The sequence below is a fragment of the Okeania sp. KiyG1 genome (assembly GCF_014132355.1).
In the GTDB taxonomy this organism is placed as follows: domain Bacteria; phylum Cyanobacteriota; class Cyanobacteriia; order Cyanobacteriales; family Microcoleaceae; genus Okeania.
Genome location: NZ_BLZO01000071.1, coordinates 100,301 through 127,143, shown reverse-complemented (window position 1 = coordinate 127,143; position 26,843 = coordinate 100,301). Strand labels below are relative to the sequence as shown.

Below are 26,843 nucleotides of genomic sequence, written 5' to 3'. Positions count from 1 at the left end.
GTCAAAAAATAGGGGCGCAAGAAAGCTACCAACTTTCGGGCCCCCGATGAAATTAAAAGCTAATTATCAAGATATTCTACCATGCTCGAAGCAGCAAGTAATTACCGAGATGGCCGATTAATTCGGTCCTTTAAACTGGACGATCGCCTCCCCAAAGCCCCGGGAGAGGGTATGTTAGTGGCGATCGCTCCCGATGTCGAAGCAATACCCACATTAGAGGTGGGAGTTCGTGCCGGGGCAAAGGTGCTAGTTCTCAATCCGCAACGAGATAGCATCGCTCAAATTACCCAGACTATAGGCAAGAGTAAGATTTCTAGCTTGCATTTAGTCGGTCACGGCGTTCCCGGGAGTATCTCTTTAGGTGAGACCGTTCTGAGTCTCGCTAATATCCAACAATATCGACAGCAACTTCTAGAATGGGGTGTGTCGGAAATCCTTATCTATGGTTGCAACGTCGCTGCGGAACCTGAGTTTTTGCAAGTTCTCCATCAATTAACTGGTGCCAATATTGCGGCATCAACCAAGAAAGTTGGTAATGCTGCCAAGGGTGGCAGTTGGGAGTTGGAAACTGTTATCGGGGAGGTTGAGACTCGCCTGACTTTTGAACCTCAAGTTATTCGTAACTATCCGGGGGTTTTCACTTTCCGACCTGATGTGTTCGACCCAGAGAAACTACCAAGTTTGGAGTTCTCCCAGGCTACCTACCGAGTAAGGGAAGATGGCACTGTAATTGGAGCAGATGTCACCATCGAACGCACTGTCAGCCTCGAAGGCAAATCCACCGTCGAAGTGCAATTAAGCGACGGTAGTGCCAAAGGAGGCGAAGACTTCGATAACGCGACCCAAACCGTTGAATTTGCTCATGGGGAAGCAAGCAAAACTATAACCATTCCTATTACCGAGGATCAAACTGTCGAGGGTGACGAAAGCCTCGAACTCACCTTGAGTAATCCCAGTGAGCTAACAGTGCTGGGCGTTCGGAGGACTGCTACCCTGACTATTCTCGATAACGAGGCTCCCAAAGAGGATGCTGGCGGCGACGAAATTGCCGATGCGAGCCAAGTTCGCGTGGGTGGGAATAAAAACTACAAAGACTGGGTCGGTCGGGAAGACGGAGACGACTACTACAAGTTCGCTCTGGGTTCCCGCAGCAATGTCGATTTATCCCTCGATGGCATGACTGCTAATGCTGATTTCGAGTTGCTCGATAGCAAAGGCGAGGTCATTGCCAGTTCTAAAAACTCGGGTGCTGCGGCAGAGTCAATTAGCAAAACCCTAGACGGGGGGGTTTATAATCTTCGGGTTTCTTCTGCTGACGACAGCAGCACTTTCTACGATCTGAATCTCCAGACTGAATCCCTATTGCCTGGAATTACTACCACTGGAGCGGAAGCGCCGTTTTTCACAACAGCGCCGGCATTACAAGAAAACGCTTTCGTACCGGGACTCGCGAAATCTTCTTCTTTGATAGGTATGGATGATTTCCGGGCTGATCCCCGTTTTGCTGGTATCGATGGTAGCGGTTTTGCTACTGTAATTTTGGATACGGGCATCGATCTAGATCATCCCTTCTTTGGCGATCGCATCGTTCATTCCTTCGATTTTGCTAACGGGGATGCGGATGCCAGCGATCCCCAGGGGCACGGTTCTAATGTTTCCAGCATTGTTGCCTCCTCGGATAAAGTTCACACGGGGATGGCTCCAGAGGCCGACATCATTCATCTCAAGGTTTTTAAGATTGTTGACGGCGAGCTTGAGGCAGATGCAGAGGCGATCGAAAATGCTTTGCAGTGGACGGTGGAAAATGCTGACAAATACAACATTGCCAGCGTCAATATGTCTCTCTCGGATGGGAAAAATTACACTGCTGCAAATATCCCGAATTATGGTTGGGGTGACGAACTTAAGGCGTTAGCGGACAAGAACATTATCGTCAGTTCTTCTTCTGGCAACAAGTTTCACTCCCACGATAGTAAACCTGGTGTCAGCTATCCCTCGGTAGACCCGAATTCTCTTTCTATTGGGGCGGTTTACGATTCCAATGTGGGAGGCAAGGGTTATCCAGATGGTGCCCTGGCTAATTCTACGGATGCCGACATCATCGCTCCTTTCTCTCAGCGCCACGAAAATTTAACTACGGTTTTTGCTCCCGGCGCTCCTATTACTGGTGCTAACCATAATGGCGGTACTGTTACCTTTGATGGCACGAGTCAGGCAGCACCGCATATCTCTGGTATTGCGGTATTGGCGCAACAGTTGGCAGAACGAGAACTGGGTCGGCGTTTGACTCCCCAGGAGTTCGGACAGCTATTGGGCGATACTGGGGTTGCTATTAATGATGGCGATGATGAGGACGATAACGTTACTAATACCGGAGACAACTTCAAGCGGGTTAATATGCTGGCGTTGGCTCAAGAGATTGATGTTAACGAGGCTCCAGTAGTTAGCAATCCCATCCCTGATTCTTCGGCACGGAATTTTTCCGATTTTACTTTTGCTGAGAATACTTTCACTGACCCAGACCCGGGAGATAGCCTGACCTACTCGGTAAGGGTGTTGAACGGGGAGAGTCAGCGGAACCATGTGAAGAGTGCGGTTCCTGCCGGAAACCTACCGGCCTGGCTTACTTTCGATCCGGCAAACCGTACTTTTGATGTAAAGGGAAATGACCCGAACTGGTTCAAATTGAATCTCGAAGTGGAAGCACGAGATCAGTTCGGCGAGACTGTTAAAGACACTTTCGAGCTAGAGCGAGGCATCTTCAACAACCCGCCACAAAGGACTGGGACTCACCTGTTCACGCAAGGAGTTAACTGGACTCGGAATCCTGCCTTGCGCAATACTTTAAAGTTTACCTTTGATGAGGATACCTTCACCGATCCAGACCCTGGCGATTTCCTGACTTATAAAGCCGAGTCATTGCGTGGTGGTCGTAACGGTGCACCCACACCTTTAGTGAACACAATTAAGTTCAACCCCAATACTCGTACCTTTACTATCGATCCCTCGCTGACTGGGGATAACTGGATTAAAGTGACGGCAACTGACAGGTTTGGGGCCACTGTCAGCGGTGATTTCCATATCTACAAAAGCGGTAATTTCATCGGCATTGACAATTACATCAAAGGCGGTACCGGATTCTTCGATGCCAACAAAAATGGCATACTCGACGACGGCGAGCCATCTGCAATCACTGGAGATAAAGGTGAATTCGAGCTTGATATCGACTACGAAATCTTCGACACCAACCAAAACGGCATTTTTGACCCCGAAGAAGGTCGTATCGTCATCATCGGCGGTACCGACACCGCCACCGGTTTGCCCCTGGAAACCCCCATCTATTCCACCCCAGATTCCACCGTCGTCACCATGTTAACCAGCGTAGCAGCGGACTTAGTGGAACAAGGACTCACGGTGCAACAGGCGCAAAACCAAGTCAAAAACGCCTTTTCCCTGCCATCGGAAATTGACCTCGCCACCCTCGATCCCGTTGCCGCCACCGAGGCCAACGAACCAGGCTCCGCCGAAGTCTTCAACAGCATGATTCAGGTGCAAAACACCGTCACCCAAATAGCTCACTTGCTGGATGGTGCCTCCACCGCCGATCTCGACGAACTCTCTGGGGCCGCTATAAAAGCCATTGCCAACAAAGTCAAGGATGGCCAACTCAACTTAACAGCCGCCCAACCCATAGAAGGGTTAATTAACGATGCCGCCAATGCAGCGAAAGCCATCGACCCGGAAATTAACGTTAACTTAGTATCCGACGTAGCCACTGAAGTTGCCGATGTCGTAGCCGAAAGCAACGATCGCATCGACAATGCCGCATCCAGCAACACGGGGGCCGACATCAGCACAGAAGTTGCCAAAGTCCAAACCATCACAATGGGCGAAACCAGCGACGACCTCCAGGAAGTCACCGCCGGCACAAAAGAGATAGAACAAGTCGTTGCCGAAAACACCGGTTCTGCTTTAGACGACCAGATCGAATCCGGTGTCGGCGAAGATATCGAAGTCACCCCCGGGGAAGAAATAGAAGGCACTGGCCGTCGGGATACTTTGACTGGGACCGATGGCGACGATACCATTACTGGTTTCCAAGGTCGGGATATTTTGACTGGGGGCGAAGGTAGCGATAGCTTCGTTTACGACAGCTTGTTAGATGCGGGCGATCGGATAACCGACTTCGAGCCCGGCAGCGATCGAATTATCCTTACTGAACTATTAGATCGTATCGGTTACGAAGGAGACAACGCGATCGCCGACGATTACATCAAGTTCGCCTCCCGTGGTGGAACCACTATGATTTCCATCGACGCAGACGGTCCCGATGGCAGCGGTCGTGCCCGCACCTTTATCGCCCTGGAAGGCGTTTCCGAAGAAGCATTGAACGACCCCAGCAATTTCGGATTTTAAGCAATAACTGTGGAACAGGCAAATTATCTAAGAGTGCCTGTTCTACGGGGTCCAATTCCCAATTCCAAATTCATAATTCCCCTCTTCCTCCCCCCTTTTCAAGGGCGGCTGGGGGGGATCGACACAATATATTCACAACAACAACAAAAACAATGACTAACAAAATCCAAAAACTCGGAATTTTCGCTGCCACTTTAGCCCTTGGTTGCGGCGTAATTAACGTTAATAAAGCCCAAGCCCAATTCTCTTCCGACGTTCAAGAACCTACCACCACAACTTACGATTTCGATTTAACTATCGACGCCGGTCCTTTATTGGATCAAACCTTTGACGGTTCCTTCAGTTATAAAGACTCGAAAGTCACCGGAGTCGGCGAAGAATTTATCGAACTCGATGACTTTGAATTTGAGTTTTTGGGAACCAAATACACTTCCGAAACCCATGACGATCTATTCGCAGAAGTCCTGTTATTCGACGGCGAATTTTTAGGGTTGAGTTTGGCAAACGATACCTTTTCTTTTAACCCCGGTTTCTTGGAGTTAGAAGAGTCTTCTTTCTCCTACAATATCGGCGATGTAGAAGGTACCGGAGAGTTTAGTTATGCCCGGCGTCCTCCCGTTCCTATTGGTGGTGGCGACGACGATAACCTCAAGTCAACTCCCGAACCTAATACTATTATTGGATTGGGAATTTTGGGCAGCAGTTTGTTGTTGAAAAAAGTTAAATCCAAGAAGTAATATCATGTCCGGTTGAATAGTTATAAATAAACGACGGAGGAGTTAGGAGTAGGGGCCAACGGCCGTTCGCCCCTACAGGAGGGAAGAAAGAAGAAGAGAAGGAGAAAGTTTTTTTATCACTAATTATCCGGACATGATATTATATCATGTCCGGTAGCATTGGTATTGTATAGTGAAGTAAGGAAGAAGGAAGAAGGAAGAAAGAAGAGGGAAGAAGGCTTAAAAGCTTGAAAAAACGTAAATTTCCTTTAGATATTCACCCTTGATTTTACACAAATGATACCAGCGGACATAATATAAAACGACACCGTAGAACAGGCACTCTTAGATAATTTGCCTGTTCCTTTGCAGCCCAAAAACCCTGCTTTTTGGAAAAACCGGGTTTCTCAAATCCAATAATTTTATTAAGCACAAAAAACATGAAAACAACCATCGCAAAAATAGGAGCTTTTACTACCAGTTTCGCCCTAATTTTTTGCATAACAAATGCCGCCAATGCTGCTACTATCAGATACGATTTGGATTATCGATTAGACAGCGGCGAAACCAGCACCGGTTTTTTTAGTTACGACGATACTTCTGGGATAGTCGATGAAGATTGGACGCGCTATGAAGTGACCGACGGTTCCTTTTTAGACTGGGATGTTTTGGGAGAAGACTTCTGGTTTTGGGCAGCCAACGAAGACGGAGTTAATGGAGTAGATGCTGGAGAAGCGATCGCCTTTTCTAATTCCTATTGGGAAAGCGAGGAAGTTTTACAGGCAGTCCTTCCTGGAGTTGAGGCTACAAATGTTGGTTGGTCTGGGGAAATTCTCAGTCGCGAGTTTCGGGAAATTTCAGAGAACGAAGTTAAGAAAGCAGCGCCAGAACCGGGAATGTTAATTGGTTTGTTTTCTCTTTCTTTCTGGGGATGGTTGGTGAAAAAGAAAGGGTAAGAATTTAGAATTTAGAATTTAGAATTTAGAATTTAGAATTTAGAATTCAGAAATTTGGGATGAAAGCTTTAGTATTCTGGGAATTATCAGAATTTAGAATTTAGAATTTAGAATTTAGAATTCAGAAATTTGGGATGAAAGCTTTAGTATTCTGGGAATTATCAGAATTCAGGGCGTTGGTGAAAAGAGGTATGATATCATGTCCGGATAAGAGCGCTATAGAAAGACCTTCCGCTTACGCGATAACCTGCGTTGTGCGCCAGCAAACAAAAAACTTTCTCTTTCTACTCTTCTTTCTTCTTCTTTCTTCTTCTTTCTTCTTCCCTCTTACCTCCTGTCTCCTGTCTCCTGTCTCCTGTCTCCTAAGTAATTAAGATTAATATCATACAGTAATTCACCAACGCCGAATTCAGAATTTAGAATTTAGAATTTAGAATTCAGAAATTTGGGATGAAAGCTTTAGTATTCTGGGAATTATCAGAATTTAGAATTTAGAATTTAGAATTTAGAATTCAGAAATTTGGGATGAAAGCTTTAGTATTCTGGGAATTATCAGAATTCAGGGCGTTGGTGAAAAGAGGTATGATATCATGTCCGGATAAGAGCGCTATAGAAAGACCTTCCGCTTACGCGATAACCTGCGTTGTGCGCCAGCAAACAAAAAACTTTTAAAGCCTACCGATATTGAGCCATCTAAAGTCAAGCTATCATCCCTACCTTTTTTCTTGAATTGAGGTTGTCCTGATAGCGAAGCTCCTCCCTTGGAGGCGACTTTGCCAAAACAACGCTTCCAAGCAACGGATAAATGCCTCAAAGCATAGCTCGGCACTGTTTTAGACACTTCATAATACCAACAGTTATTAGGTTTAACCATTGCTACTAAAAGTTTATGTAAGTCAATTGCAGTAGGGAACTTAAGTTTGCTGTCTGGATTATTGGAATTGTGCTATACGGATGTTTCTAGTTAACCATAATCCCCAACTCCAAGGGTGACGTTAGCGTTTGCGGTAGCATTCCGATAGGAAAGCTTTGCGCCAGCAAACTACAAAGCGCGTGTTTAGCCAGTAATGTTTTTTGTTGGTTATTCGGATGTAGTTCAGTTTTGAATCCAAGTAGCATAAACAGATAATATCATGTCCGGTTGAATGATTAGACTTTGGTGGAAATAAGGCAGGAGGCAGGAGGCAGAAGGTTTTCTCCTATTTTAACCTTAATTTTATATAAAAACGATGCTACCGGACATGGTATAATCCCAGATTTTTATAGATAATACCAGATTTTATCCAACAGTTACCGAATAATTAAGGTTTAAAGCCTCTCCTTTTAAGGAGAAACAAGAAAAAATTTTCCTTTGATTCAATCCTCTCCCTAAAAGGAAGAGGTAATTATCAATTATCCATTATCCATTATCCATTATCCATTATTGAAAAATCCTTTGGTTTACACAAACGATACCAGCGAACATGATATCAGACTTACCTTTACCCAAAACCCATAAAGAGCGATCGCTAACCTCTCAAAAATAAATCTCCTGCTTCTAACTCTGGGGTATTTGTCAAAGTGGCAAATTGACCTCCATCGCTGAAACCTGCTTCACTACCATTGGGGTTATAGAATAAATTACCATTTTCACTGTTATAGACAATGACTGCATTAGAATTTTCTGCTGATTCATCATCAGTAACTGTTGCAAACTCACTGGCGATACTGAAACCTGTTCCTGGTTGGCTGTTGATAGCAGTAAAAGTTCTCAGGTCTAGGAGAATAATATCTCTTTGTGTTTTGGAAAAATCAGTAATTGTGTCTATACCTAAATCCTCAGTCTGAAATTCCTGATTAGTGTTAAAGATAAAGCGGTCAATACTACCTCCTCCTGTGAGTTGGTCGTTTCCTGGTCCACCGTTGAGTCGATCGCGACCAATACCTCCTTCCAGAGTATCATCACCTTCACTCCCTAACAAGATATCGTTACCGGGGCGACCTATCAATAGATCGTCGCCAGATCCAGCAAACATACGATCGTTTCCACTGCCTCCATTCAGACTATCATCATCTACACCAGCTTCCAAAGTATCCTCACCAGGACCGCCACTCAGACTATCGTCACCTTCATGACTCCTGATTAAGTCGTTACCTCCTCGGCCAATATATGTATCGTTACCTTCACTACCATTAATAAAATCATTATCATCATTACCTTCACGGAGAACTCCATCAGGTCTCACTGTCACAGTGACAATATTATTATCAACACTGCCTTTACTATCTTGAATAGCATAGAAGATAATGTCTTCTCCTGTAAAACCATTATTGGGAGTGTAGGTAAGGGTATTATCTGGGTTAATAACTACTTCCGCATTATCAGAGGCAAAAATATCTACAATTTCAATTGCATCGTTGTCTGGATCGCTATCGTTGTCTAAAACATTGATCGTGACTGATGTACCAATCTCAGTATCTGCCAAATCTGCTTCAGCGATGGGGCGACTATTGCTAAAGTCAGGACGGGTAGTAGGGTCTATTTCTTCTGTATTTTCAATTTGTTCGGTAAGTTTTGCTCTTGTATTATTATCAACAATTTGTGCAACATTTTTCTCTTGTGTTCCTAATTGTAGTAAATCTTCTACTAAACCTTCTGGATTATCGCTTTGAGCTACTTGCTGTACTTGGACTATTTCTATTGATTTTTCGCGATCGTCCATCGTGCTATCGTCAGCGATGTCATCAATGCGTTCGTTAGTTTCAGTAATGATTTCTGCTGCACCATCAACAGTATTGTCTGCTAATTCGGGAGCAAGTTCGTTGATGATTTCTTCTACTTGAGTTGAGTCGCTCAAATCAAGATTTTCAGAGTTAGCGATTTCATTTGATAGTGCTTCAACAATTTCGGTTTCGGAAACTCCCGTTACCGCCTCTATTTGGACGAGGGTATTTTGCACCTGAACCTGTGTTGCATAAACTTCTAGCCAGTTGGGATCGTCGTCGGAGGCTGCTTCTAAAGCATCGTAGTTGAGCAGATCCACATCTTCTGGTAGTCCTAATGCGGTTTTAACTCGGTTTTGAGCTACTGCGGTATCGGTTGCTTCGGCAAGCAGACGGGAGATGGTTGCTAAAGGATTGGTGACTAGATGTTGGAACCCGCCAGCTAATTCGGGAGATTCTGTAGCATCGACAAATACTTTACCAGGTTCGACAAAAGGATCGAGGAGGTCTGTGCCATCATCAAAGACAGGAGAGAAGAGTTCTCCGCGATCGAATTCTCCGTTGCTATTACTATCTACAAAGGACCATCGATCTACAGGGGGACTTTCAAGCACTACTTGTCCTAGTTCGTCTAATTCTAAGACGCCATTTTGATTATTATCTTCTCCTGGATCTAAGATACCGTTATTGTTATCGTCTTCTCCTGCTTCTAAAACCCCATTCTCATTAAGATCGAAAGGAGAAATTACAATTTCAGTACCATCGGGATTGAGAGGAGAAGCGATCGAGAAGGATTCGTTGTCATCTTGTACACCGTTGCCATTATTATCAATAAAATCAATTTCTAAGTTATTGTCACCGCTGGGATTAACAACTGAGAAGGGTTCGTCTGAATCGAATTCGCCGTTGCCATTACTATCTACAAAGACAAAATCTGGGGATTCTCCTTCGACGACAACGCGCACGTCTAATAGACCGTTTTCATTGGTGTCAAAGGGAGTAATATCTAGCTCATCTGCGCCTGTTTCGTCTACTAAAGAAGAAGGTTCGCCCGTATCTTGTATCCCATTATCGTTAACATCAATAAAGACATAGCGACCGCTAATTTGTTGTCTTTGTTGGGCTTCAGAAAGGAAAGCTTTACCTAATATGCCATCAATATTGAGGTTTTTCTCCACAATGCTTGCGGTTAGTTGAGAAATGGCATTTTCATTAAGATTGGTATTGCTATCTTCGGCGATTGCAAAGGTTAAAGCCTCGTTAATAATAGCAGTTACGGTATCAGTATCGGCAAGACCGGGGACTCCCCCATTGTTGGCGCGATCAACAATCGCTTGCAGAATAGCACTGGCAATTTGTGCTTCATTTACTGTAGAAGAAACCTCGTTATTATCTAATTCTCCGTTGTCGTTAACATCGAAAAAACGAGAGCCATCATCAGCTTGAACTACTTCTAAATCTCCATCGTCGAACTGTTGGTTATTGTTGTTATCGAGATAAATCAGACCATCTTTACTCAAAATTTCGCTACCATTGATGGTTTGCCCTGTTAAAGAAGTCGCACCGATAGTTTGGGTAGCTAAAATAATCAAATTTTGCAGTTGAGATTGTAAACCCAAGACCGATACGTCGGAAGTTTGGGGGTCATCATTATATAAATCGCTATTTTCTGATAAACCGAAAACATTAATTACTTCTGCTTGTGCTGCTTCGAGATCGGGTTCAGCAATTTCTGCGGCCAAGCTCGTTAAAGGTGTGGCAACAGTCGCATTGGGAGTAGTAATAATCGGTGCGGTTTGAGGTAAGGAAGTGGAGATATCAATGCCGTTAATAATAACCACTCTACCTTCTTCGGGATCTATAACACCATTACTATTAAGATCGAAGGGAGAGAAGGGAATATCGAGATCGTAACTACCATCGGCATTACTAATGGTAACGGGTTCGTTGGGGTCTTGAATACCATTGAAGTTGGCATCAAAGAAGACCGTACCGCCAGAAATTACCCCATCCAAGACACTACTAAAACTATTTCCCTTACCCCCGACACTAAACTCAGCTAGGGGGAAAGTGGCAATACGTTGCTCGAATACCGTCCTACGAAACAAGTTAACTTCTGCACCCAAAAAGGCGTTAACGATACCGTTTAATTGGAACAGTTCAAAGGGTGTGGAAATGCGGTCTGCAATCTCCGAAGCACGCAGTCTGCCATCATCTGTGCCGTTTATTTCACCACCATCAATTAGATCCAGACCGATAATTCCTTCTAAACCTCCTTTGAGAAAGCCCGAAATAATAACAAGGTCTACACCTAAACCTGCTGCAATAGTGGCGGTAGCAACCAACTCATCGATATCTTCCCCTGTACCGTCTGGATTTTCGCGATCGCTGACAAAGAAACCATCGAGGACTCTAAAGGATTCTGCGAGGTCGAAATCATTAGCCGCCCATTGATTGAAACCAAAGGTATCGAAGCCAAAAGCGAGATCCAAAGCGACATTAAAATCCCCTTCCAGCAAACCGCTAATCGGGCCAAAAATGGGAAACGTTTGTTGTACGTCGAATCCAACTTCTAATGCAGGAAGATCGTAAGTAAAGAGTGCGACATCTTTACCCAAGAGTAAGTCGATGGCGCTGAAGGGATCGTTAATTAGAGGAATATCGAAATTATCGTTATTAAGTATTCTATTGGTATTTGCTTTCTGGGTATTTCTGCTACCACCATTAGGAGCATCATCGAGTTGTTGCTCTAAATCTGGTTCGGACTCGGTTTGATCTGCTTCAACGCCCGTCGGATCGGCATCGGGATCGCTAGCATCAAAATTACCCAACTCGAAAGAACCAACATCAATGAGGATGCCTTCATCACCAGCGATCGATTCATTGAGAGCATCTGACAGAGCGAACAGTTCGGTAATTTGATCGAAAGCCTCCTGAAATCTAGCGTTGGGAGGATTGCCCGCCAATTCCGCAATACCAATCGCGAGTTCGATGACGCTAATTTCACCATCACCATTGCCATCCAAACCATCCGCAATGCTCAGATCGTTGAGGATTTCCGTATCGGTATTGAGAAAATCAACTATAGGACGAAAAGGATCGATGATACTGTTAATATTACCAATTACGGGGCGAGCAAAGTCGGATAGAAAACTACCTAAATCTAGTTGCACGTTGTTAAAGGCGATCGTAGGTGAAAAATCACCAACTGCTTCTCCCTCTTCAAAGGTAAACGAGCCAAACTCCCCTGCCAAATCGAAATTAATACTGGGAAAAGCAGTATCCGCTTGGATGCTCGTAACAGCTTTTAAACCAAGATTGGCATTTGCCGAAGCACTGGGATTGAAGAGATCCGATATGTCATCGAAAGAAGCATTCCTAAGTTCCGTGCTGGTCAGGCGATCGCCATCTAAATCTTCTTCATCATCTGAATCTTCACCATTATCTGAATCTTCGCCATTATCTAAATTTTCGCCATTATCTAAATTTTCGCCATTATCTGAATCTTCATTATTATCGATGTCGTTGAGTCCTAGAGTAAAATCAGCACTGACAGCAGTGGGGTTTTCTTCATCATTGACCAGATCGAGTTGCAAAAAGCCCAGATTACCCGTTGCTTGGAAATCATCACTCAAACCAAGATCGATTCCTGCGGTAAAGTTGGTTTTTTCTGTATCGATAAAGAAACCGAATTCTTGGTTAATGCCAAATCCCAGATCGAATTGGTAATCAAAAGTTAGATCGACACTACCATCAACATCAATTCCTAATCCTGGCAAACCTAAATCCGCATCCAGATCGATATTGGCAAGGTTAAATTCTTTGGCAACTGTAATATCGAAAGTAGCTTCTTCTTCCGAGAGAGTTGCACTTGTTTCTACGTCAACATTGAGAATCTCCTCAAGAGTTTCTTCAACTAACCCACCAAGTTTCTCTACGTCTAATACCCCTCCAGTCTGCACCCGATTAATTAAGGTATTTTGGAAACTACCGATCAAATCTGGTGCGAGAGTTTCTAGAGAACCAATAAAAGGTAATTCAATGGCTCGAAACTGAGCGTCAAGGGAATCTTGAATCGAATTGAGGGCGTTATTTAAACCCCCCTGCTGTCTCGATATTATCGAAACTGAGTTCGTTAATGGCAATGGGAAGAGGTTGTACTGACAAGCCATCATATACAGAATCGTCACTCTCAATAATGTGATCGATGTCTTGAAATTCCGTTTCTTCTACTTCATCATCAATTGCAGCAGTAACTGTAACTTCTTGAGGAGTAGCAAAGTTATCGGGAGTAAAAGTTATGGGTGTAATAGCTTCGAGATCGTCGCTAATGTCAAAACTAATATTGACATCTGCTGTGGGTTCGGTTGCTAGAGCAATGGTGTAGATTTCCCCTGCTGCACCTTCAGCGATGCTGAAATTATTTCCGTTGGCAATAATAATCCCAGGAACATCATTTTCGGTAATATTGACAGTAACTTCATTAATGGTAATTCCATCATAAGCATCATCGTCACTGGTTGCAGTATGGGAAATAACCGAAGTGCGGTCTTCTGTACTTATATCATCATCAACAGGAACCACCGTAACATTTTCCTTGATGTTGAAGTTTTCGGGAGTAAAAGTAATGGAATCAATACTCTCTACCTGAGTGGTCTCGGTATCAAAATTAATAGTAACATCGCTAGTAGGTTCACTGGTTAACTCGATCGTATAGTTATCTGTAGTTTGTCCTTCTATGACGTTAGTCTCACCTTGAGATTCGATAATTTGCACCCCTACTACATTACTCGCATCATCTCTACCACTGTCTTCAATGGTTAGTTCTGCTGAATTTGCCCCTAGTTCGTATCCCTCTCCTTCATTTAGAGTAAAAGTAACGTTTTCATTGACTTCTTCTTCATTGTCATCAATTGGTCTGACCTCTATTCTGGCAGTATTCGTACCTTCTGGTAAAGAGAAACTGTTGCCGATAATATCTCGCTCCGTATTATTAGCAACTAAAACTAAATTGTAGTCTTCACCTCGCGTAGCATCTCCACCGATAGTAAAGTTAAAGATAGCATCTTCGTCATCATTTTCATTGCCATTACTGAGTAAAGGATTGGATAAATCAAGCTCGAAAACACCAGGTTCGGAGTTCTCTTCAGTAGCATTATCTCCCGCAACAACATCAATTGTCGGGGGACTGTCATTATCAACAATATTTGCGGTTATGGTATTTCCGCCACCACCATACTCTTCACTAGGATTGAGAGTAATTTCTATTGTCTCATTTCCTTCCGCAGCAGAATCGTCAAAATCGGGAATCCCCCCTGAAATTCCTGTGGCATCTACTTGAACCACAACTCGTTCTTCACCAGAAATATCTAGGAAAAAAATTACCCTCTTCATCTGTAACGATAGGTTCATCGTCAGCATTGAGCAACCTGTAATCTGTATCTAGTTCTGCTGTTCCCCCAGTAATACTAAAGCTTAACTGACGAGCTTCAGGAGCATTGGGGTCTAAATTAAAAATCAACCTACCGTTACGCTCCCCTTCTACTGCATTTCTCGCATTGAGGCTAATATCTGGCTCGTCGTCTACAATAGGGGATTCAGCAGAAATAGTACCACCGAGATTGTAAAGTGGAGAATCTTCTAAGGTGATAATGATATTTTCATTAGGATCGAAAAGGCGATCGTCAGTTACTTCAATATCGATAGAACCTTGTCTTGCTCCCACAGGAATTGTAACGCTACTGGGAATTTCAAAATCTTCGCCATTGGTAGCTGTTCCCGTAACGGTGTAGTTAACTATTAAATCTATGGGTAATCTTCTATTGAGGGAAAGATTAAAAGAACCGCCCTGGGTAATTTCTGATAAATTATCTCCAGGTGCGATATTAATTGTGGGCAGAATAAAATTGCTGATGTCACCAAAGACGCGACCATTATCTAGGTTATTTCCCGTTGCAACATTGGTACTAGCCCTAGAAACGGTAGCATTATCCCTAACAAAAATGTCACGACCTTTTGCCTGACCATTGTTGGCACCATTCCCCCCAGCAGTTGAGTTACCAGAAAAATTGCTGTTGAGCAAGATTAACTCAGCTTCATTTTGGACGAAGATAGCACCACCGAGTCCAGCACCACCGCCACCGCGAACAGCTGGACCTCTACTTCCATCTGGTGGGACATCAACACCATCACCGCCATCACCGCCAAATTCTCCACCATTACCGCCGTCACCTCCTAATGCTGTTCTTCTTCTTCTTCTTCTATTGGGATTCGATCCAGCACCGCCTCCAGCACCGCCTCCAGCACCGAAACCACCATCACCACCATCACCACCAAAACCACCTTTGCCTTCTTGCAATCCACCAGATTCGCCACCGCCACCGCCACCGCCAGCACCACCGCCATTGCCAAAGCTACCATCCTCACCACCACTACCACTACCGCCACTACGACCATTTCTTCTTTCACCTCTACCTGCTCTTCCACCATCAGCACGAGTTCTGTCAGCAAAAGCAGTACCATTTACATTGGCAATTCCCCCACGACCTCCATTTTCACCCGTTCTCTCAGCACTACCGCCTCTGGCTCCAGTGCTACCATTGCCACCAACAGCACTATTGTCAGTAAAATCAACGTTATTCGCAATTACCGTACCGTTGTTAATAAATAAAGCACCACCAGCACCTAAACCTCCGCCTCCGCCAGTAGATCCATTACTACCCCTTACATTACCGTCTCTCAAAGAGAGATCGGATAAGATTATTTGGGTATCGTCGGTTTCTCCATTAATTGTCAAAATCTGATGTTGGTTCGAGCCATCAATTACAACACCATTACCTCGAATCTCAACATCCTCACTAATAGTTGGCAAGCTATCAGCTAAATTGATAGTTAAACCTTCATCTACTTGGATAATGTCTCTTGTCCCGCCATTGTTATTGTTTTCCGCATCCAGAATGGCTCTTCGCAAAGAACCCGCACCACCATTATTCCCGTTAGTAACTGTAAAAGTCTGCAATACAGAATTAAACGCAGACATTGCCTCAACTTGAAACGCTAGAGGTGATTCGATAAATCCCGTAGTCGCTTCTAATACCCAGTCTCCCCCCAGATCGCTACTACCAGTCAAATCTTCAGAGGCAGCAATATCCGCTGCGGTAATCTCTCCTAAGCGATGAATAAAAGCTTGTCCTTGTTGGCCTTCTGCGACATTACAACCATATAAAAGAATATCACCATTTTCACTTAGGGCTTGTCCCCACTGTTGCAATTGGTTTTCATAGCTCTCAATATTACCGTTATCTAGGCTGCTATTCCCCAACTGTAAAACGCCTGAATCTCCGTGAGAAAGAATTTGTACGCTATCTAAATTGTCGTAGTTAGCTAATACTTCAGTAATTTGCTCGACACCATTGCGGTTGCTATCCAAGACAACTACTTTTGTCTCTGGTTCGACGCTGTTAACTAGAGATTGGTAGTCAGCAATATTGCTATCAACAAAAATGACGGAAGAGGGAGGGTTTATTGTCATCCTATTTGTAGTCCTATTTTCAAGAATTGGTATAAGAAGGTTAATTAGAGTTTTAGGATTGCTGTACCTCAGGAATCTACTACAATGTGACGCTTACGCCCCTTAACTTTCTTGCCACCGTCGTGCGCCGTAGAAAGAGCCTTGCTTGCTCCGTCCTTAAGCTGAGGAAACCTCAGCGCGGGCGGTGCGCTTTTTTCTGTTGTTTTCACTGACTGGGAATCAGCAATGGCAACAGTTGAGTCTTCATCCCTGTCTAATTCTGTTCTGAGTTTTTGGCGTACAATACAAGTGTATTAGTCACAATATGGCTTAATTATAACTAGCACATAAGGATAACACCATATTCACTTAATCCCCTACTTTTTTAGATTCTCTTTATAAATCAGCTCTTATGACTTAACTTTCTTTAGATTTTCTTTATAAATCAGCTCTTACATACTTTTTTATGGCTACCGTTCTACTAAACTTACCCAAACTTACCCATACGTGATTGCATAAGCTTTGGAGCTAGCTTCCTGCTTCTCTGAAGACCACTGACCGCAGTCTGTAACTTATCTTCTCCACAGGCTTCAATTCGCTTGGAACTCAAGCTACTGATACACATAGTTTTTCAAGTTGATAGCAGCATTAAAATCTCTATCAGCTTCAAAACCGCATTCACTACACTCATAAGTTCTCAAGTTTAACGGCATTTTCTGCTAAGGGACCGACTGTTTCAAACAACTGAATAATATGATATGATATATTGAATTAATCTTGTGGGTTATAATCTCCCCGCTTGAGTGATTCAATAAATTCTTTCATCATCTTCATGTCTGACTTTTGTTGTACTTCTTTCTGATATCTTTTCAGTTCATATGCAAATCTTCTTTTAAAGAATGTTGTGACTTCTTCCCTATTCATGTTGGAGTTTAAGTAATTAATTGATACTGCTTCTAAGGTAGAAGTATATGCTAGCCCTATAATCAAAATGTAACTCGCAGCTACTATACCAGTAATGCTTTCACCTGGTATAAAAAGAGGAGGAAATATTGCTGAAAAGATAGTTGTGGCTACATCTAGTATTGTTGTACCAGCGATCGCTACTAAAGCATTAATTCCTAGGGTGACAGTTGCAACACCTTTATCAAGAAGACGATCGAGATTATAAATTTTAGCAAGAGATGCTAATAAAGTTGGCTGAGTTCCAATAATACTAATTGGAGTAGATCCTGGAATAGGAACAAAAGCTGAACCAAAACATACCCCAGCTGCAGTCGCAACCAGAGAGTATGCGACTCTCCTTTTTAGTTTGACATTAACTGTCTGAGCTCTAATAAATGCTTCTGAATACGATTCAGGAATAGCTTTTATAGATGCTTTTGTTAATTCTTTTAGACCTGAAACTGTCTTTCCTGGAATAGGATCGGCAGAAACTTCCATAATTTTGAGTTGAGTATTTGCTCTCTGCTCAATGTCAGCTAAGATGTAACTCAGCTTTTTTTTAAGTTCAGAGAGCTCTTTTGGTTTAGCAATATCGCACTGACTTAACACGATGATTATAGGAATTTTTAAGCTAAGTGCTGTTTCAATCACTTGTTTATCGAAATATTCAATCCTACTTAATCCCGCATGAATGAGATACCAAACAAGGTGAATACAGTCATCTACAGATGGGGTATTGTAAAGAGATTTTTCCCCAAGGAATTTTAAAGTATCTTCTAAAAAATCATCGGTTTTGCTAACTTCATAGCCAGGAGAATCATAGAGTATGATTGGAATATCTGGATTATATGGATTTGGATATTTTCTATAGCTTTTTGTTACTGGCAATCCAACATCTACCGCGATTTCATCGTCATCTAGCCCAAAAATAGCTTTAATTAGACTACTCTTTCCTGCACCTGTTCTACCAATTATAGCAATACTTGGTGGTTTTAGTTTCTCTTGTATTTTCTTCAGTTCTTGATCTATTTCGTTGTTCATTTCTAAACTCCTAATATATTATATATTTCTACCTTTCAAAACTCTAATATATTCTTTATAGTACAGCCATCTTTAGCTTTTTTTTACAAATATATCAATCTTCTGGGTTATAATCTCCCTGCTCGAGTGATTCAATAAATTCTTTCATCATCTTCATGTTTAACTTTTGTCGTACTTTTTTCTGATATCTTTTCAGCTCAGATGAAAATCTTTTTTTATGAATTTTTTATGTCTTTCTTATTCATGTTGGAGTTTAAGCGACGAATTGATAGTGCTTCTAAAGTAGAAGTATATGCCAATCCTACAGCCAAAATGTAACTTGCAGCTACTACACCAGTAATGCTTTTACCTGGTATAAAAAGAGGAGGAAATATTCCTGACAAGAAAGTTGTAGCTACATCTAGTATTGTTGCGCCAACGATCACTAGTAAACCACTAAATGCTATGGTGGCAGCTGTAATACCGTTATTAAGAAAGGGATCAAGATTATAAAGTTTAGCAATAGATGCTAGTAAAGCTGGCTGAGTTCCCATAACACTTAGCTTAGTAGAGCCTGGAATAGGAATAAAAGATAAACCAAAACATGCCCCAGCTGTCTTCCCAATAAGAGAGTATGCTGGTTTCCTTTTCAATTTGATATTCACTCTCTGAGCTCTGATAAATGCTTCTGCATATAATTCAGGAATGGCTTTTTTAGATTCTTCTGTTAATTCTTTTAGACCTGAAACTGTCTTTCCTGGAATAGGATCGGCAGAGACTTCCATAATTTTGAGTTGGGTATTTGCTGTCTGCTCAATGTCAGCTAAGACTTCACTCAGCTTTTTTCTAAGTTTAGAAAGTTTTTCTGGTTGCGCAGTATCACACCGACTTAACACCATGATTATAGGAATTTTTTCGCTAAGTAATGTTTGAATCACTTGTTTATCGAAATATTCAATCCTACCTAATCCCCCATGAATAAGATACCAAATAAGGTGAATACAGTCATCTACAGATTCGGTATTGGAAAGAGATTTGTCCCGAAGGAATTTTAAAGTCTCTTCTAAAAAATCATCTGTTTTGCTAGCTTCATAGCCAGGAGAATCATAGAGTATGATTGGAGTATCTTGATTGTGTGGGAATGGATACCTTTCATAGCGTTCTGTTACCGGGAACCCAGCACCTACTTTGATTTCATCGTCATCTAGTCCCAAAATAGCTTTAATTAGACTACTCTTTCCTGTACCAGTTCTACCAATTACAGCAATACTTGGTGGTTTGAGTCCCTCTCGTATTTTCTCTAGTTCTTGTTCTACTTCGTTGTTCATGTCTAAATTCTTATTTATTTCTACCCTTCAATATCCAGTAACCAAATAAGAAAAAAGCGATAAAGCTAACACCAAAGTCAGCAAAATTTTTGAATATGATTGAGACTGTGTGCTTGGAAGGAAGCAACCCCGCTTCCAAAAGAGCAAAACCTAGCTGCATCAAAATCACTAGGACTGCACAAAACAGAATAAAGACAATATCTAGTGGAACACTATCTGCTTGCATAAAATCTGTGTAATTATAATAGTAAATATAGGCGAAAAATTATTACTGGTTACTTATTTAGTAGATATATTCGGCGTTGCTGAATTGAAGTATGAATGCGCGATTGTTTGGTTCTTGTCAAGCCCCCTAAATCCCCCAAAATTGGGGGACTTTTAGAGTTTTATTCCCCCCAAAATTGGGGGGCTAGGGGGGCTTGCATCATACCCAGAATCAGCAACGCCAGATATTCTAATGCACCACTGTTCTACTAAGTCTAGTATAAAAGGTTTTAGTAGTTCCCACTGCCGTTCGCGTAGCGTCCCGTAAGGAATCGCTTAGACCGCTGGCATAAGATTTTCGGGACATTGATTTTTTTATTTCCCTACCTTACATACTTTTTTGTGGCCACCTTGAGCTTTTTTTTTGACAAACAGTCTCTTACCCAGATAAAACGATAACTCTATTATTTTTGAAATTTACAGTATTTATAATATCCTCCAAAAATAAAAATCGTCAACTATCGACTAATTATTCAATTGGCCATACAAACCTATTATAGTGCTACACGCTAGGGGATAGGTAATAGCAAACTGTAAAAGGGTTTTAGGATTGAAAAACGTCCTAACCAATTCTTGTAGTGCTATAAAGTCTCAATCAAGTCTGTTCAAATTCATCTAAAATTTGAGTATTTGATTATTACAAATTAACTTAAATTATGCTCAAAAAAACCAAACCAATAATCAGCCTAATTCTCAGCTTATTTTCCCTAACTCCAACTATTGCCCCCGCGTTAGCAGCGCCACCCCGCACCCCAGACCAAGAAGAAACCTGCGAAATACTCATCATCGGCGGCGGTTTATCAGGAGCAGCAACTGCCTACGAATCATTATTAGCAGGACGCACCGTTTGTGTCACCGAAATTACCGACTGGGTAGGCGGTCAAATTTCTTCCCAAGGCACCTCCGCTCTCGACGAACGTGGTACTCAACGCAGTCTCCTATTTTATCCCCGTGGTTACTTAGAATTACGGGAACGTATCGAAGAAAAATACGGTAGATTAAATCCCGGTCGTTGTTGGGTAAGCGTCTCCTGTTTTATGCCTTACGATGGTCACGGTATTCTATTTCAGATGTTGCAAGATGCTGCCAAAAAAGGTGGAGGAACATTCAAATGGTTTCCCAATACTGTTGTGAAACAGTTAGATATTTCCAATAATCAAATCAATAGAGCGATCGCTATTCAACACCAACCAGCAGCAGGAACCCCACCCATCAACACCGAACCCCTATCTCAAGTTATTGAAGATGCTTACCGTTACCAAAACTCAGCACGTTTCGACAAAACCATAATTCAGTTTGTACCCCAACCTTCCCCAGAAAAAACAGGAGGTGCAGACTGGTATGTTGTCGAAGCAACCGAAACCGGAGAAATTATTGCCCTAGCAGACGTTCCCTATCGTCTCGGTATCGACCCGCAAACCTATCTTGACCCCTCATCTCCCGTTGACACCAGAGACTCCTACTGCACTCAAGGTTTTACCTACACCTTCGCCATGGAAGCAACGGAAACACCTCAAACCCATGTCGAACCACCCTTTTATTCTCAGTATGCTCCCTACTATAGTTATGAATTATCAAGATTAGCTAGTTTCCCCCTAGTTTTCACCTATCGTCAAATTTGGTCAGTGAAACCAGACGCACCGCAACCAGGAGACTACAAAAAACGAACAATTTTTCCCGGCGATATTTCCATGCAAAATTGGACTTGGGGCAATGACTACCGTCCTGGAAACCGTGAAGATAATTTGATTTATAGTCGAAACCAACTGCAAGCTACAGGTCAACTGCGACCCGGTGGTTGGATGGGTGGTTTGCGTGCCGAAACCCTCCGTCGGGGTGAGGAAAATGCTCTCGGTTATTTCCATTGGTTGGTTGAGGGAACTACTGACTCTCAGTTGGGAGCAGGGGTAAAGGAAAAACATCCGAATAATCGTTTTTTGAGTGGGTTTGATGCACCGATGGGAACAGCTCACGGGTTGTCAAAATATCCTTATATGCGAGAGGGAAGACGTATTATTGGTCGTCCAGGAAAGACTTATCCAGAAGGTTTTACGGTGGCAGAAGTTGATATTGCTAAAAAGAATTTTCGGGATGATTTTTATCTGCAAAATTTAGCACCGGATACATTACATTATTTGTGGGGAGCTGTTTCTGCTTTTGTACCTCCAGATGTACAAATTAACTCAATGCAAGAAATGCCTCAACGCGCTCGGGCGACTGTTTTTCCTGATAGTGTGGGTATTGGTCATTATGCTATAGATTTTCATCCCTGCATGACAAAAAGTCCGGCAGAAGCACCTGGTAATTCTGAACGAGCAGGTATTAGGAGGGGTCAAGGTTCTGCTTATCCTTTTCAAATTCCTTTACGGGCAATGATACCTCAGGAAATTGATAATTTGTTGGTAGCAGGGAAGACTATTGCTACGAGTTATATTGCTGCTGCTGCTTATCGGGTTCATTCTTTTGAATGGTCTGCTGGTGCTGCTGCTGGTACAACGATTGATTTTGCTTTGGAGCGGGGTATTTTTCCTTATGAATTGATTGATGATATGCCTTCTAAGGAATGGGAATTGGAGATTTTACAAGGTCGTTTAGAGGAAAATGGTAATCCGACTGCTTTTCCTGAAACTTCGATTTTTAATAATACTTGGGATGAATGGAAATAGTATTATCAGAAAAGGCAGAGGGTAGGAGGCAGAAGCGAGTGCGTAATTCTGATATCAAATCCGGTTAACTGCACTACCAAATCTGCTGATATAATATCTGTTGATAATTTCTTAAATTACTTCAATACTAGATATCTCCACCACGGATAGGGAATAGAGAGTAGGAGGAAAGAGATGTCTATTTAATCTCCCCTACTCCCCTACTCCCTTCTTCCCCTCCACGGTCGGGGTTATATCATGTCCGGATAAGAGCGATCTGGAAAAAACTTATCATGAGTGCTTAAACAGTAAATCTTTCTATTTTCCCCTCCACGGTCGGGGTTAGGGGTGGGTTCCCTACTCCCCTACTCCCATACTCCCCGTACGGACGTTGCATGCAACGTCCCTACCCGCTCCCCTACTATTTTAATAATAAGTATTCAACCGGACATGATATTAGGGGTGGGTCCCCTACTTTCAACTATATAATAACAGGACTTACGCGCGGACACTAAATCGAGTGAGGGCGAATGCCATTTGCTAACGCAAAGCTCCGCTTTACATGTCGCGGAGCGTTAACGGAGTTATGCGACAGCAAAACGCCCCTACATATCGCGTTTTCAAGATGAATTTGCGTAAGTCTTGAATAAGTATTCAACCAGATTTGATATTATGTATATGAGGAAAAATGAATATAGATTATACTTCTTCGGGAACTGTTGCTACCATATCCTTCTGGAGATTAGAGTTTTTAAATAAAGAAACTAAACTAGGAGCAGATGTATGACAAACATATGAATTGTAGTTGTGCCCATATTTAGGCTTTCTAATTGCAACTGAGAATGTCTGGCTACAAGTTCTATCGATCATCACTTGCTTAAATTTAGAATTATTGCACTTAGTTTGTAACATTTTCCCTGTCCTAGAAAAAATAACTTTTGTTTGCTGTAAGGATCTTTAGAGTATTCTCTAATTAATATAGAACTCACATGAACATTTACAATCTATCACAAAGTTTTATACAAATGCAATTGCCAAATTAATGAATATTGACTAATTATACCAAATCCGTTTAATTGTACATAGATCCAATTTACACTGATCTTGAATAGTAAACGTTTCAGAGTTTAGTATCCTCTATTGAGCTACTAACTACTAAATTGAAGTGAGTTTGTTTAACCAGATTTGATATAGTCTATAAGTTTAACATATTTTAGTTAAATTTTCAATAATTTAAGGTTAAGCTTCAGTAATAAAGATATATCATATCATTTGCCCCCTCCAGAAGACAGAATTAATTTCTCCTTACTATTTTTTCGATCGGACATTTTAGTCGGCAAAGTAATAGTAAATTCTGTTCCTTGCTCAGAATTAGAAATTACTTCAATTTGACCACAATGCTGTTGCACAATCTGATAACAATTTGTTAATCCTAAACCCGTACCTTGACCAACAGGTTTTGTAGTAAAAAATGGGTCAAATAATTTTTCTATAATCTTTGGTGGTATGACCGGACCGTTATTCCAAAAACTGATTCTAACTCGATCGCTCTCTATTGTTTCAGTCTTAATTTTTAGAGTAGGAACAAAATCTAGTTGATTATTTTGCTGTTTAGATATTAATTGATTGATTGCATCAACAGCATTAAAAATAATATCTAAAAATACTTGATTGATTTTGGCAGGATAACATTCAACTAAAGATAATTCTCCATAGTTTTTAATTACTTTTATGTGCTGAATTTTATTATTTAAAATTACCAGAGTATTTTCAATGCCTTCTTGGAGATTAACAAATTTAGTTTCTGACTCATCAAGGCGAGAAAAATTTCTTAAAGATTGAACAATATGCTTAATTCTTTCCGCCCCAGTTTTCATTGAAGATAAAACTTTTAAAAATCTTCAGTTAAAAAATCTAGGTCAATTTCCTCAATATAATCTTGAATTTCTGGTTTTGGCTGAGGATAGTGCTGCTGATATAAATGTATTAAATGTAATAAATCAAGAACATATTGTTTCGCATACTCAGTATTACCATAAATGAAGCTAACTGGATTATTAATTTCATGGGCGACTCCACCTACCATTTTTCCTAAACTAGACATTTTTTCTGTCTGAACAAGTTGAGATTGAGTTTGTTGAAGTTTATGAAGTGCTTTAGTAAGTTCAATAGTACGTTCTTCCACACGATTTTCTAGAGTTTTCTGAGACATTTCTAGCTGATGAGTGTATTCTCCTACCCATAAAATAAGTTGATTTAAAGAAGTAGCTAATAATCCAACTTCATCCTTTGTATTTACCGTAGCTTGTAATTGAAAATTAGATTTTTTTGTTACTTGTTGAGCAACTTCAGCGAGTTGTTTTAGAGGATTAGCAATTAAACGACTTATATAAATGGCTAAAAATGTCGCTATTCCTAGAGAAGTTAAAACACTAATAATAATAATAATTTTTTGTAGCTGAGTTACGGATTTTAAAGCAGCATGAGCTTCATAATCTTGACCTTCTGCTACTTTCACAATAGCAATTAGTTCTTGTGAGAGGCGATCGAATTTTAGGTCTATTTGAGTAGCTTGATTTTCACTCAATGAAGCAATAATAATATGCTGTGTTTGTAAAATTTCCTCTTGCTTTAAGTTAGAAATATCTATTTTCTGCCAAAGATTATTGATATAATTAGAATATGAATCTGTTACCGTTTTATATGAATTTAATAGTTTTCTATATTCCTTGGGATCTATAGCTATATCATTAGGATTACTATCTATAAAAATAGCAATTTCTTCTAAATTGTTCCTAACTTTATTAACATATCCTAAAAATTTTGCTTTTTCAAAATCGAACCAAATCTTTTAGCTAATGCCGGAACTAAATTTTGTGGATGAGACCGCATCCCTAAAACAGATTTTTCCAAATCATTGAGAAGATGGCTTTGCTTATCTGCAACATATAGTTTTTGTAGCATCCGTTTTTCATATTCTTCTGAAATAATTAACCCTAAAGCAATTCCAACTACAGCAACACTTATTGCCATAGCATAGCTATAACCAAATTTTTGAGCAATACTCAAAGGCTTGAATAAATTAGCTATCCGGATTAATTTATTTTTCTCTTAAATTTAATCAAAAATTTGAACATACTATTTTGATTTCGCTCTGGCATAGAAGAAGTAACTTCTATATATTGAAATTTTTCAGTTTTTTCAGATTGCATAAATATTATTTTAGCTATGGTTATAGACAGTCAATAAACCATGAAAAAATTAGGAATATTACAGCATATTATCTGCAAAAGTAGCACATTAATTTTGCTTGACATTTGATGATTTTTTCCACTTAAGAAAAGGGTGCATCTATTATGTGCAAAAATACCTTTTTCCTATTCCCTATTCCCTATTCCCTATTCCCTAAAAGCGATAAATTTTTGGCTTTCTTCAAAATTGAGATGCACCCTAATAAAATGTTTCTCAACGAAGGATTAAGACAACTAAAGTGCTTAATTTTCGGTATTTTCGGTAAGTTACGGCTAACAGTTAAGAGTTTAGTGAATCAGCATAAATATTGTCGCCTTTTTCCGTTTGTCATGGTCCACAAACATATCGGCGACAGTCGTTTAGCGGAAGCTCTGCTTTAGCAAAACTCACCCTACGCCTTAAAATAATATTTTAAGAGCTGCTGTTACAGGAATTAATCAAGCATAAATACATTGCATATCTATTTTTTTATGTATTTTTTCAGCTTAAATATTGAGTGATTTATAATTTAACACACCCATTAATTTTCTATTAATTAGTAGACATTGAGTTTGGTCTAAAAATCCCTGAATCAAAAGCTTTAGTTGACTTTTGTATAATTACCGAATAATTAAATAATTCGCGCCTTGAAGCCTCCCCTTTTAAGGGAAAATAAAGAAATAATATTTCCTGATATTCAATCAAGAGCGGTTTTAACCAGAGGTAATTATCAATTATCAATTATCAATTATCCATTAATGAAGAATAATAAGTACCCGTTTCGCATACTTTATCTGAAAGTCTATTTGACGAAGTGGTGCGACCCCGCGACGACACCAGCTCCCTTGCGGAACGCGCACCAAGAGAAAAGATAATTTACAACATCAAAAATGGTATTAAATCTATTCATTCTGACTTCCTCCTGGGAGGGGAGGGGCGAGGGGTGGGTAGGCTCCCATCCTGGGAGGGGAGGGGCGAGGGGTGGGTAGGCTCCCTCCTGGGAAGGGTTAGGGTGGGTTGTCCCCTCCTGGGAGAGGTGGGGGTGGGTTGACTCCTAAGAAATAGCCTAACTATTTATAGCAAACATTTATTAAAATGGTATAAGACAC

The 26,843-nt window shown here is 41.2% G+C and carries 16 protein-coding genes; 4 read left to right on the top strand and 12 right to left on the bottom strand.

Translation table 11 applies throughout. The features are described 5' to 3' along the window. Window positions 1-81 precede the first annotated feature (81 nt). The 3 genes from SAGCYANO_RS15385 to SAGCYANO_RS15375 all read left to right on the top strand — a co-directional run bounded on the left by SAGCYANO_RS15385 (window position 82) and on the right by SAGCYANO_RS15375 (window position 6,088). On the top strand, window positions 82-4,416 hold the full coding sequence (locus SAGCYANO_RS15385) for a DUF4347 domain-containing protein (protein WP_202220879.1): 4,335 nt from the start codon (window positions 82-84) through the stop codon (window positions 4,414-4,416). A 152-nt stretch (window positions 4,417-4,568) separates the two neighbouring features. After that, complete coding sequence (locus SAGCYANO_RS15380; protein ID WP_202220878.1) at window positions 4,569-5,153, top strand: PEP-CTERM sorting domain-containing protein; 585 nt, start codon at window positions 4,569-4,571, stop codon at window positions 5,151-5,153. A 419-nt stretch (window positions 5,154-5,572) separates the two neighbouring features. Next, a complete protein-coding gene (locus SAGCYANO_RS15375) occupies window positions 5,573-6,088 on the top strand; it encodes a hypothetical protein (RefSeq protein WP_202220877.1) in 516 nt (171 codons plus the stop codon). Window positions 6,089-7,048: 960 nt separating this feature from the next. On the opposite strand, the gene SAGCYANO_RS15365 is transcribed toward SAGCYANO_RS15375, so the two are convergent. The 9 genes from SAGCYANO_RS15365 to SAGCYANO_RS15330 form a co-directional block, all read right to left on the bottom strand. Continuing rightward, window positions 7,049-7,207, bottom strand: coding sequence for a helix-turn-helix domain-containing protein (locus SAGCYANO_RS15365; RefSeq protein ID WP_202220875.1), 159 nt, complete (start codon window positions 7,205-7,207; stop codon window positions 7,049-7,051). A 389-nt stretch (window positions 7,208-7,596) separates the two neighbouring features. Continuing rightward, on the bottom strand, window positions 7,597-12,936 hold the full coding sequence (locus SAGCYANO_RS15360; protein WP_237396192.1) for a calcium-binding protein: 5,340 nt from the start codon (window positions 12,934-12,936) through the stop codon (window positions 7,597-7,599). Beyond that, the gene (locus tag SAGCYANO_RS15355; RefSeq protein ID WP_202220873.1) at window positions 12,881-14,185 is read right to left on the bottom strand and encodes a hypothetical protein; all 1,305 of its coding nucleotides are present in this window, start codon (window positions 14,183-14,185) and stop codon (window positions 12,881-12,883) included. Before SAGCYANO_RS15355 ends, SAGCYANO_RS15360 begins: the two co-directional genes overlap by 56 nt. Beyond that, entirely contained in the window at window positions 14,148-16,322 is a 2,175-nt protein-coding gene (locus SAGCYANO_RS48810; protein WP_202220872.1) for a DUF4347 domain-containing protein, read from the bottom strand. Before SAGCYANO_RS48810 ends, SAGCYANO_RS15355 begins: the two co-directional genes overlap by 38 nt. A gap of 68 nt (window positions 16,323-16,390) precedes the next feature. Then, the gene (locus SAGCYANO_RS50355) at window positions 16,391-16,606 is read right to left on the bottom strand and encodes a transposase (protein ID WP_375339939.1); all 216 of its coding nucleotides are present in this window, start codon (window positions 16,604-16,606) and stop codon (window positions 16,391-16,393) included. Window positions 16,607-16,912: 306 nt separating this feature from the next. Then, window positions 16,913-17,014: a zinc ribbon domain-containing protein gene (locus SAGCYANO_RS50350; protein ID WP_202220871.1), complete on the bottom strand. Its 102-nt coding sequence runs from the start codon at window positions 17,012-17,014 to the stop codon at window positions 16,913-16,915. Window positions 17,015-17,072: 58 nt separating this feature from the next. Next, entirely contained in the window at window positions 17,073-18,287 is a 1,215-nt protein-coding gene (locus SAGCYANO_RS15340) for a GTPase family protein (protein ID WP_202220870.1), read from the bottom strand. A gap of 215 nt (window positions 18,288-18,502) precedes the next feature. Next, window positions 18,503-19,594: a GTPase family protein gene (locus SAGCYANO_RS15335; protein WP_202220869.1), complete on the bottom strand. Its 1,092-nt coding sequence runs from the start codon at window positions 19,592-19,594 to the stop codon at window positions 18,503-18,505. A gap of 10 nt (window positions 19,595-19,604) precedes the next feature. After that, a complete protein-coding gene (locus SAGCYANO_RS15330) occupies window positions 19,605-19,820 on the bottom strand; it encodes an ammonium transporter (protein ID WP_202220868.1) in 216 nt (71 codons plus the stop codon). A 694-nt stretch (window positions 19,821-20,514) separates the two neighbouring features. Between SAGCYANO_RS15330 and SAGCYANO_RS15325 the strand changes: the two genes are divergently transcribed. After that, window positions 20,515-22,524: an FAD-dependent oxidoreductase gene (locus SAGCYANO_RS15325; protein ID WP_202220867.1), complete on the top strand. Its 2,010-nt coding sequence runs from the start codon at window positions 20,515-20,517 to the stop codon at window positions 22,522-22,524. A gap of 1,247 nt (window positions 22,525-23,771) precedes the next feature. On the opposite strand, the gene SAGCYANO_RS15315 is transcribed toward SAGCYANO_RS15325, so the two are convergent. The 3 genes from SAGCYANO_RS15315 to SAGCYANO_RS15305 form a co-directional block, all read right to left on the bottom strand. Next, window positions 23,772-24,380, bottom strand: coding sequence for a sensor histidine kinase (locus SAGCYANO_RS15315; RefSeq protein WP_202220865.1), 609 nt, complete (start codon window positions 24,378-24,380; stop codon window positions 23,772-23,774). 14 nt (window positions 24,381-24,394) lie between these two features. Further along, window positions 24,395-25,090, bottom strand: coding sequence for a HAMP domain-containing protein (locus tag SAGCYANO_RS15310; protein ID WP_202220864.1), 696 nt, complete (start codon window positions 25,088-25,090; stop codon window positions 24,395-24,397). A 227-nt stretch (window positions 25,091-25,317) separates the two neighbouring features. Further along, window positions 25,318-25,572, bottom strand: coding sequence for a hypothetical protein (locus SAGCYANO_RS15305; protein ID WP_202220863.1), 255 nt, complete (start codon window positions 25,570-25,572; stop codon window positions 25,318-25,320). Window positions 25,573-26,843 lie beyond the last annotated feature (1,271 nt).

Coding starts and splice junctions, on each gene's coding strand:
- SAGCYANO_RS15385 (WP_202220879.1), top strand. CDS start 82: ATGCTCGAAGCAGCAAGTAATTACCGAGATGGCCGATTAATTCGGTCC.
- SAGCYANO_RS15380 (WP_202220878.1), top strand. CDS start 4,569: ATGACTAACAAAATCCAAAAACTCGGAATTTTCGCTGCCACTTTAGCC.
- SAGCYANO_RS15375 (WP_202220877.1), top strand. CDS start 5,573: ATGAAAACAACCATCGCAAAAATAGGAGCTTTTACTACCAGTTTCGCC.
- SAGCYANO_RS15365 (WP_202220875.1), bottom strand. CDS start 7,207: ATGCTACTTGGATTCAAAACTGAACTACATCCGAATAACCAACAAAAA.
- SAGCYANO_RS15355 (WP_202220873.1), bottom strand. CDS start 14,185: ATGAAGAGGGTAATTTTTTTCCTAGATATTTCTGGTGAAGAACGAGTT.
- SAGCYANO_RS48810 (WP_202220872.1), bottom strand. CDS start 16,322: ATGACAATAAACCCTCCCTCTTCCGTCATTTTTGTTGATAGCAATATT.
- SAGCYANO_RS50350 (WP_202220871.1), bottom strand. CDS start 17,014: ATGCCGTTAAACTTGAGAACTTATGAGTGTAGTGAATGCGGTTTTGAA.
- SAGCYANO_RS15340 (WP_202220870.1), bottom strand. CDS start 18,287: ATGAACAACGAAATAGATCAAGAACTGAAGAAAATACAAGAGAAACTA.
- SAGCYANO_RS15335 (WP_202220869.1), bottom strand. CDS start 19,594: ATGAACAACGAAGTAGAACAAGAACTAGAGAAAATACGAGAGGGACTC.
- SAGCYANO_RS15330 (WP_202220868.1), bottom strand. CDS start 19,820: ATGCAAGCAGATAGTGTTCCACTAGATATTGTCTTTATTCTGTTTTGT.
- SAGCYANO_RS15325 (WP_202220867.1), top strand. CDS start 20,515: ATGCTCAAAAAAACCAAACCAATAATCAGCCTAATTCTCAGCTTATTT.
- SAGCYANO_RS15315 (WP_202220865.1), bottom strand. CDS start 24,380: ATGAAAACTGGGGCGGAAAGAATTAAGCATATTGTTCAATCTTTAAGA.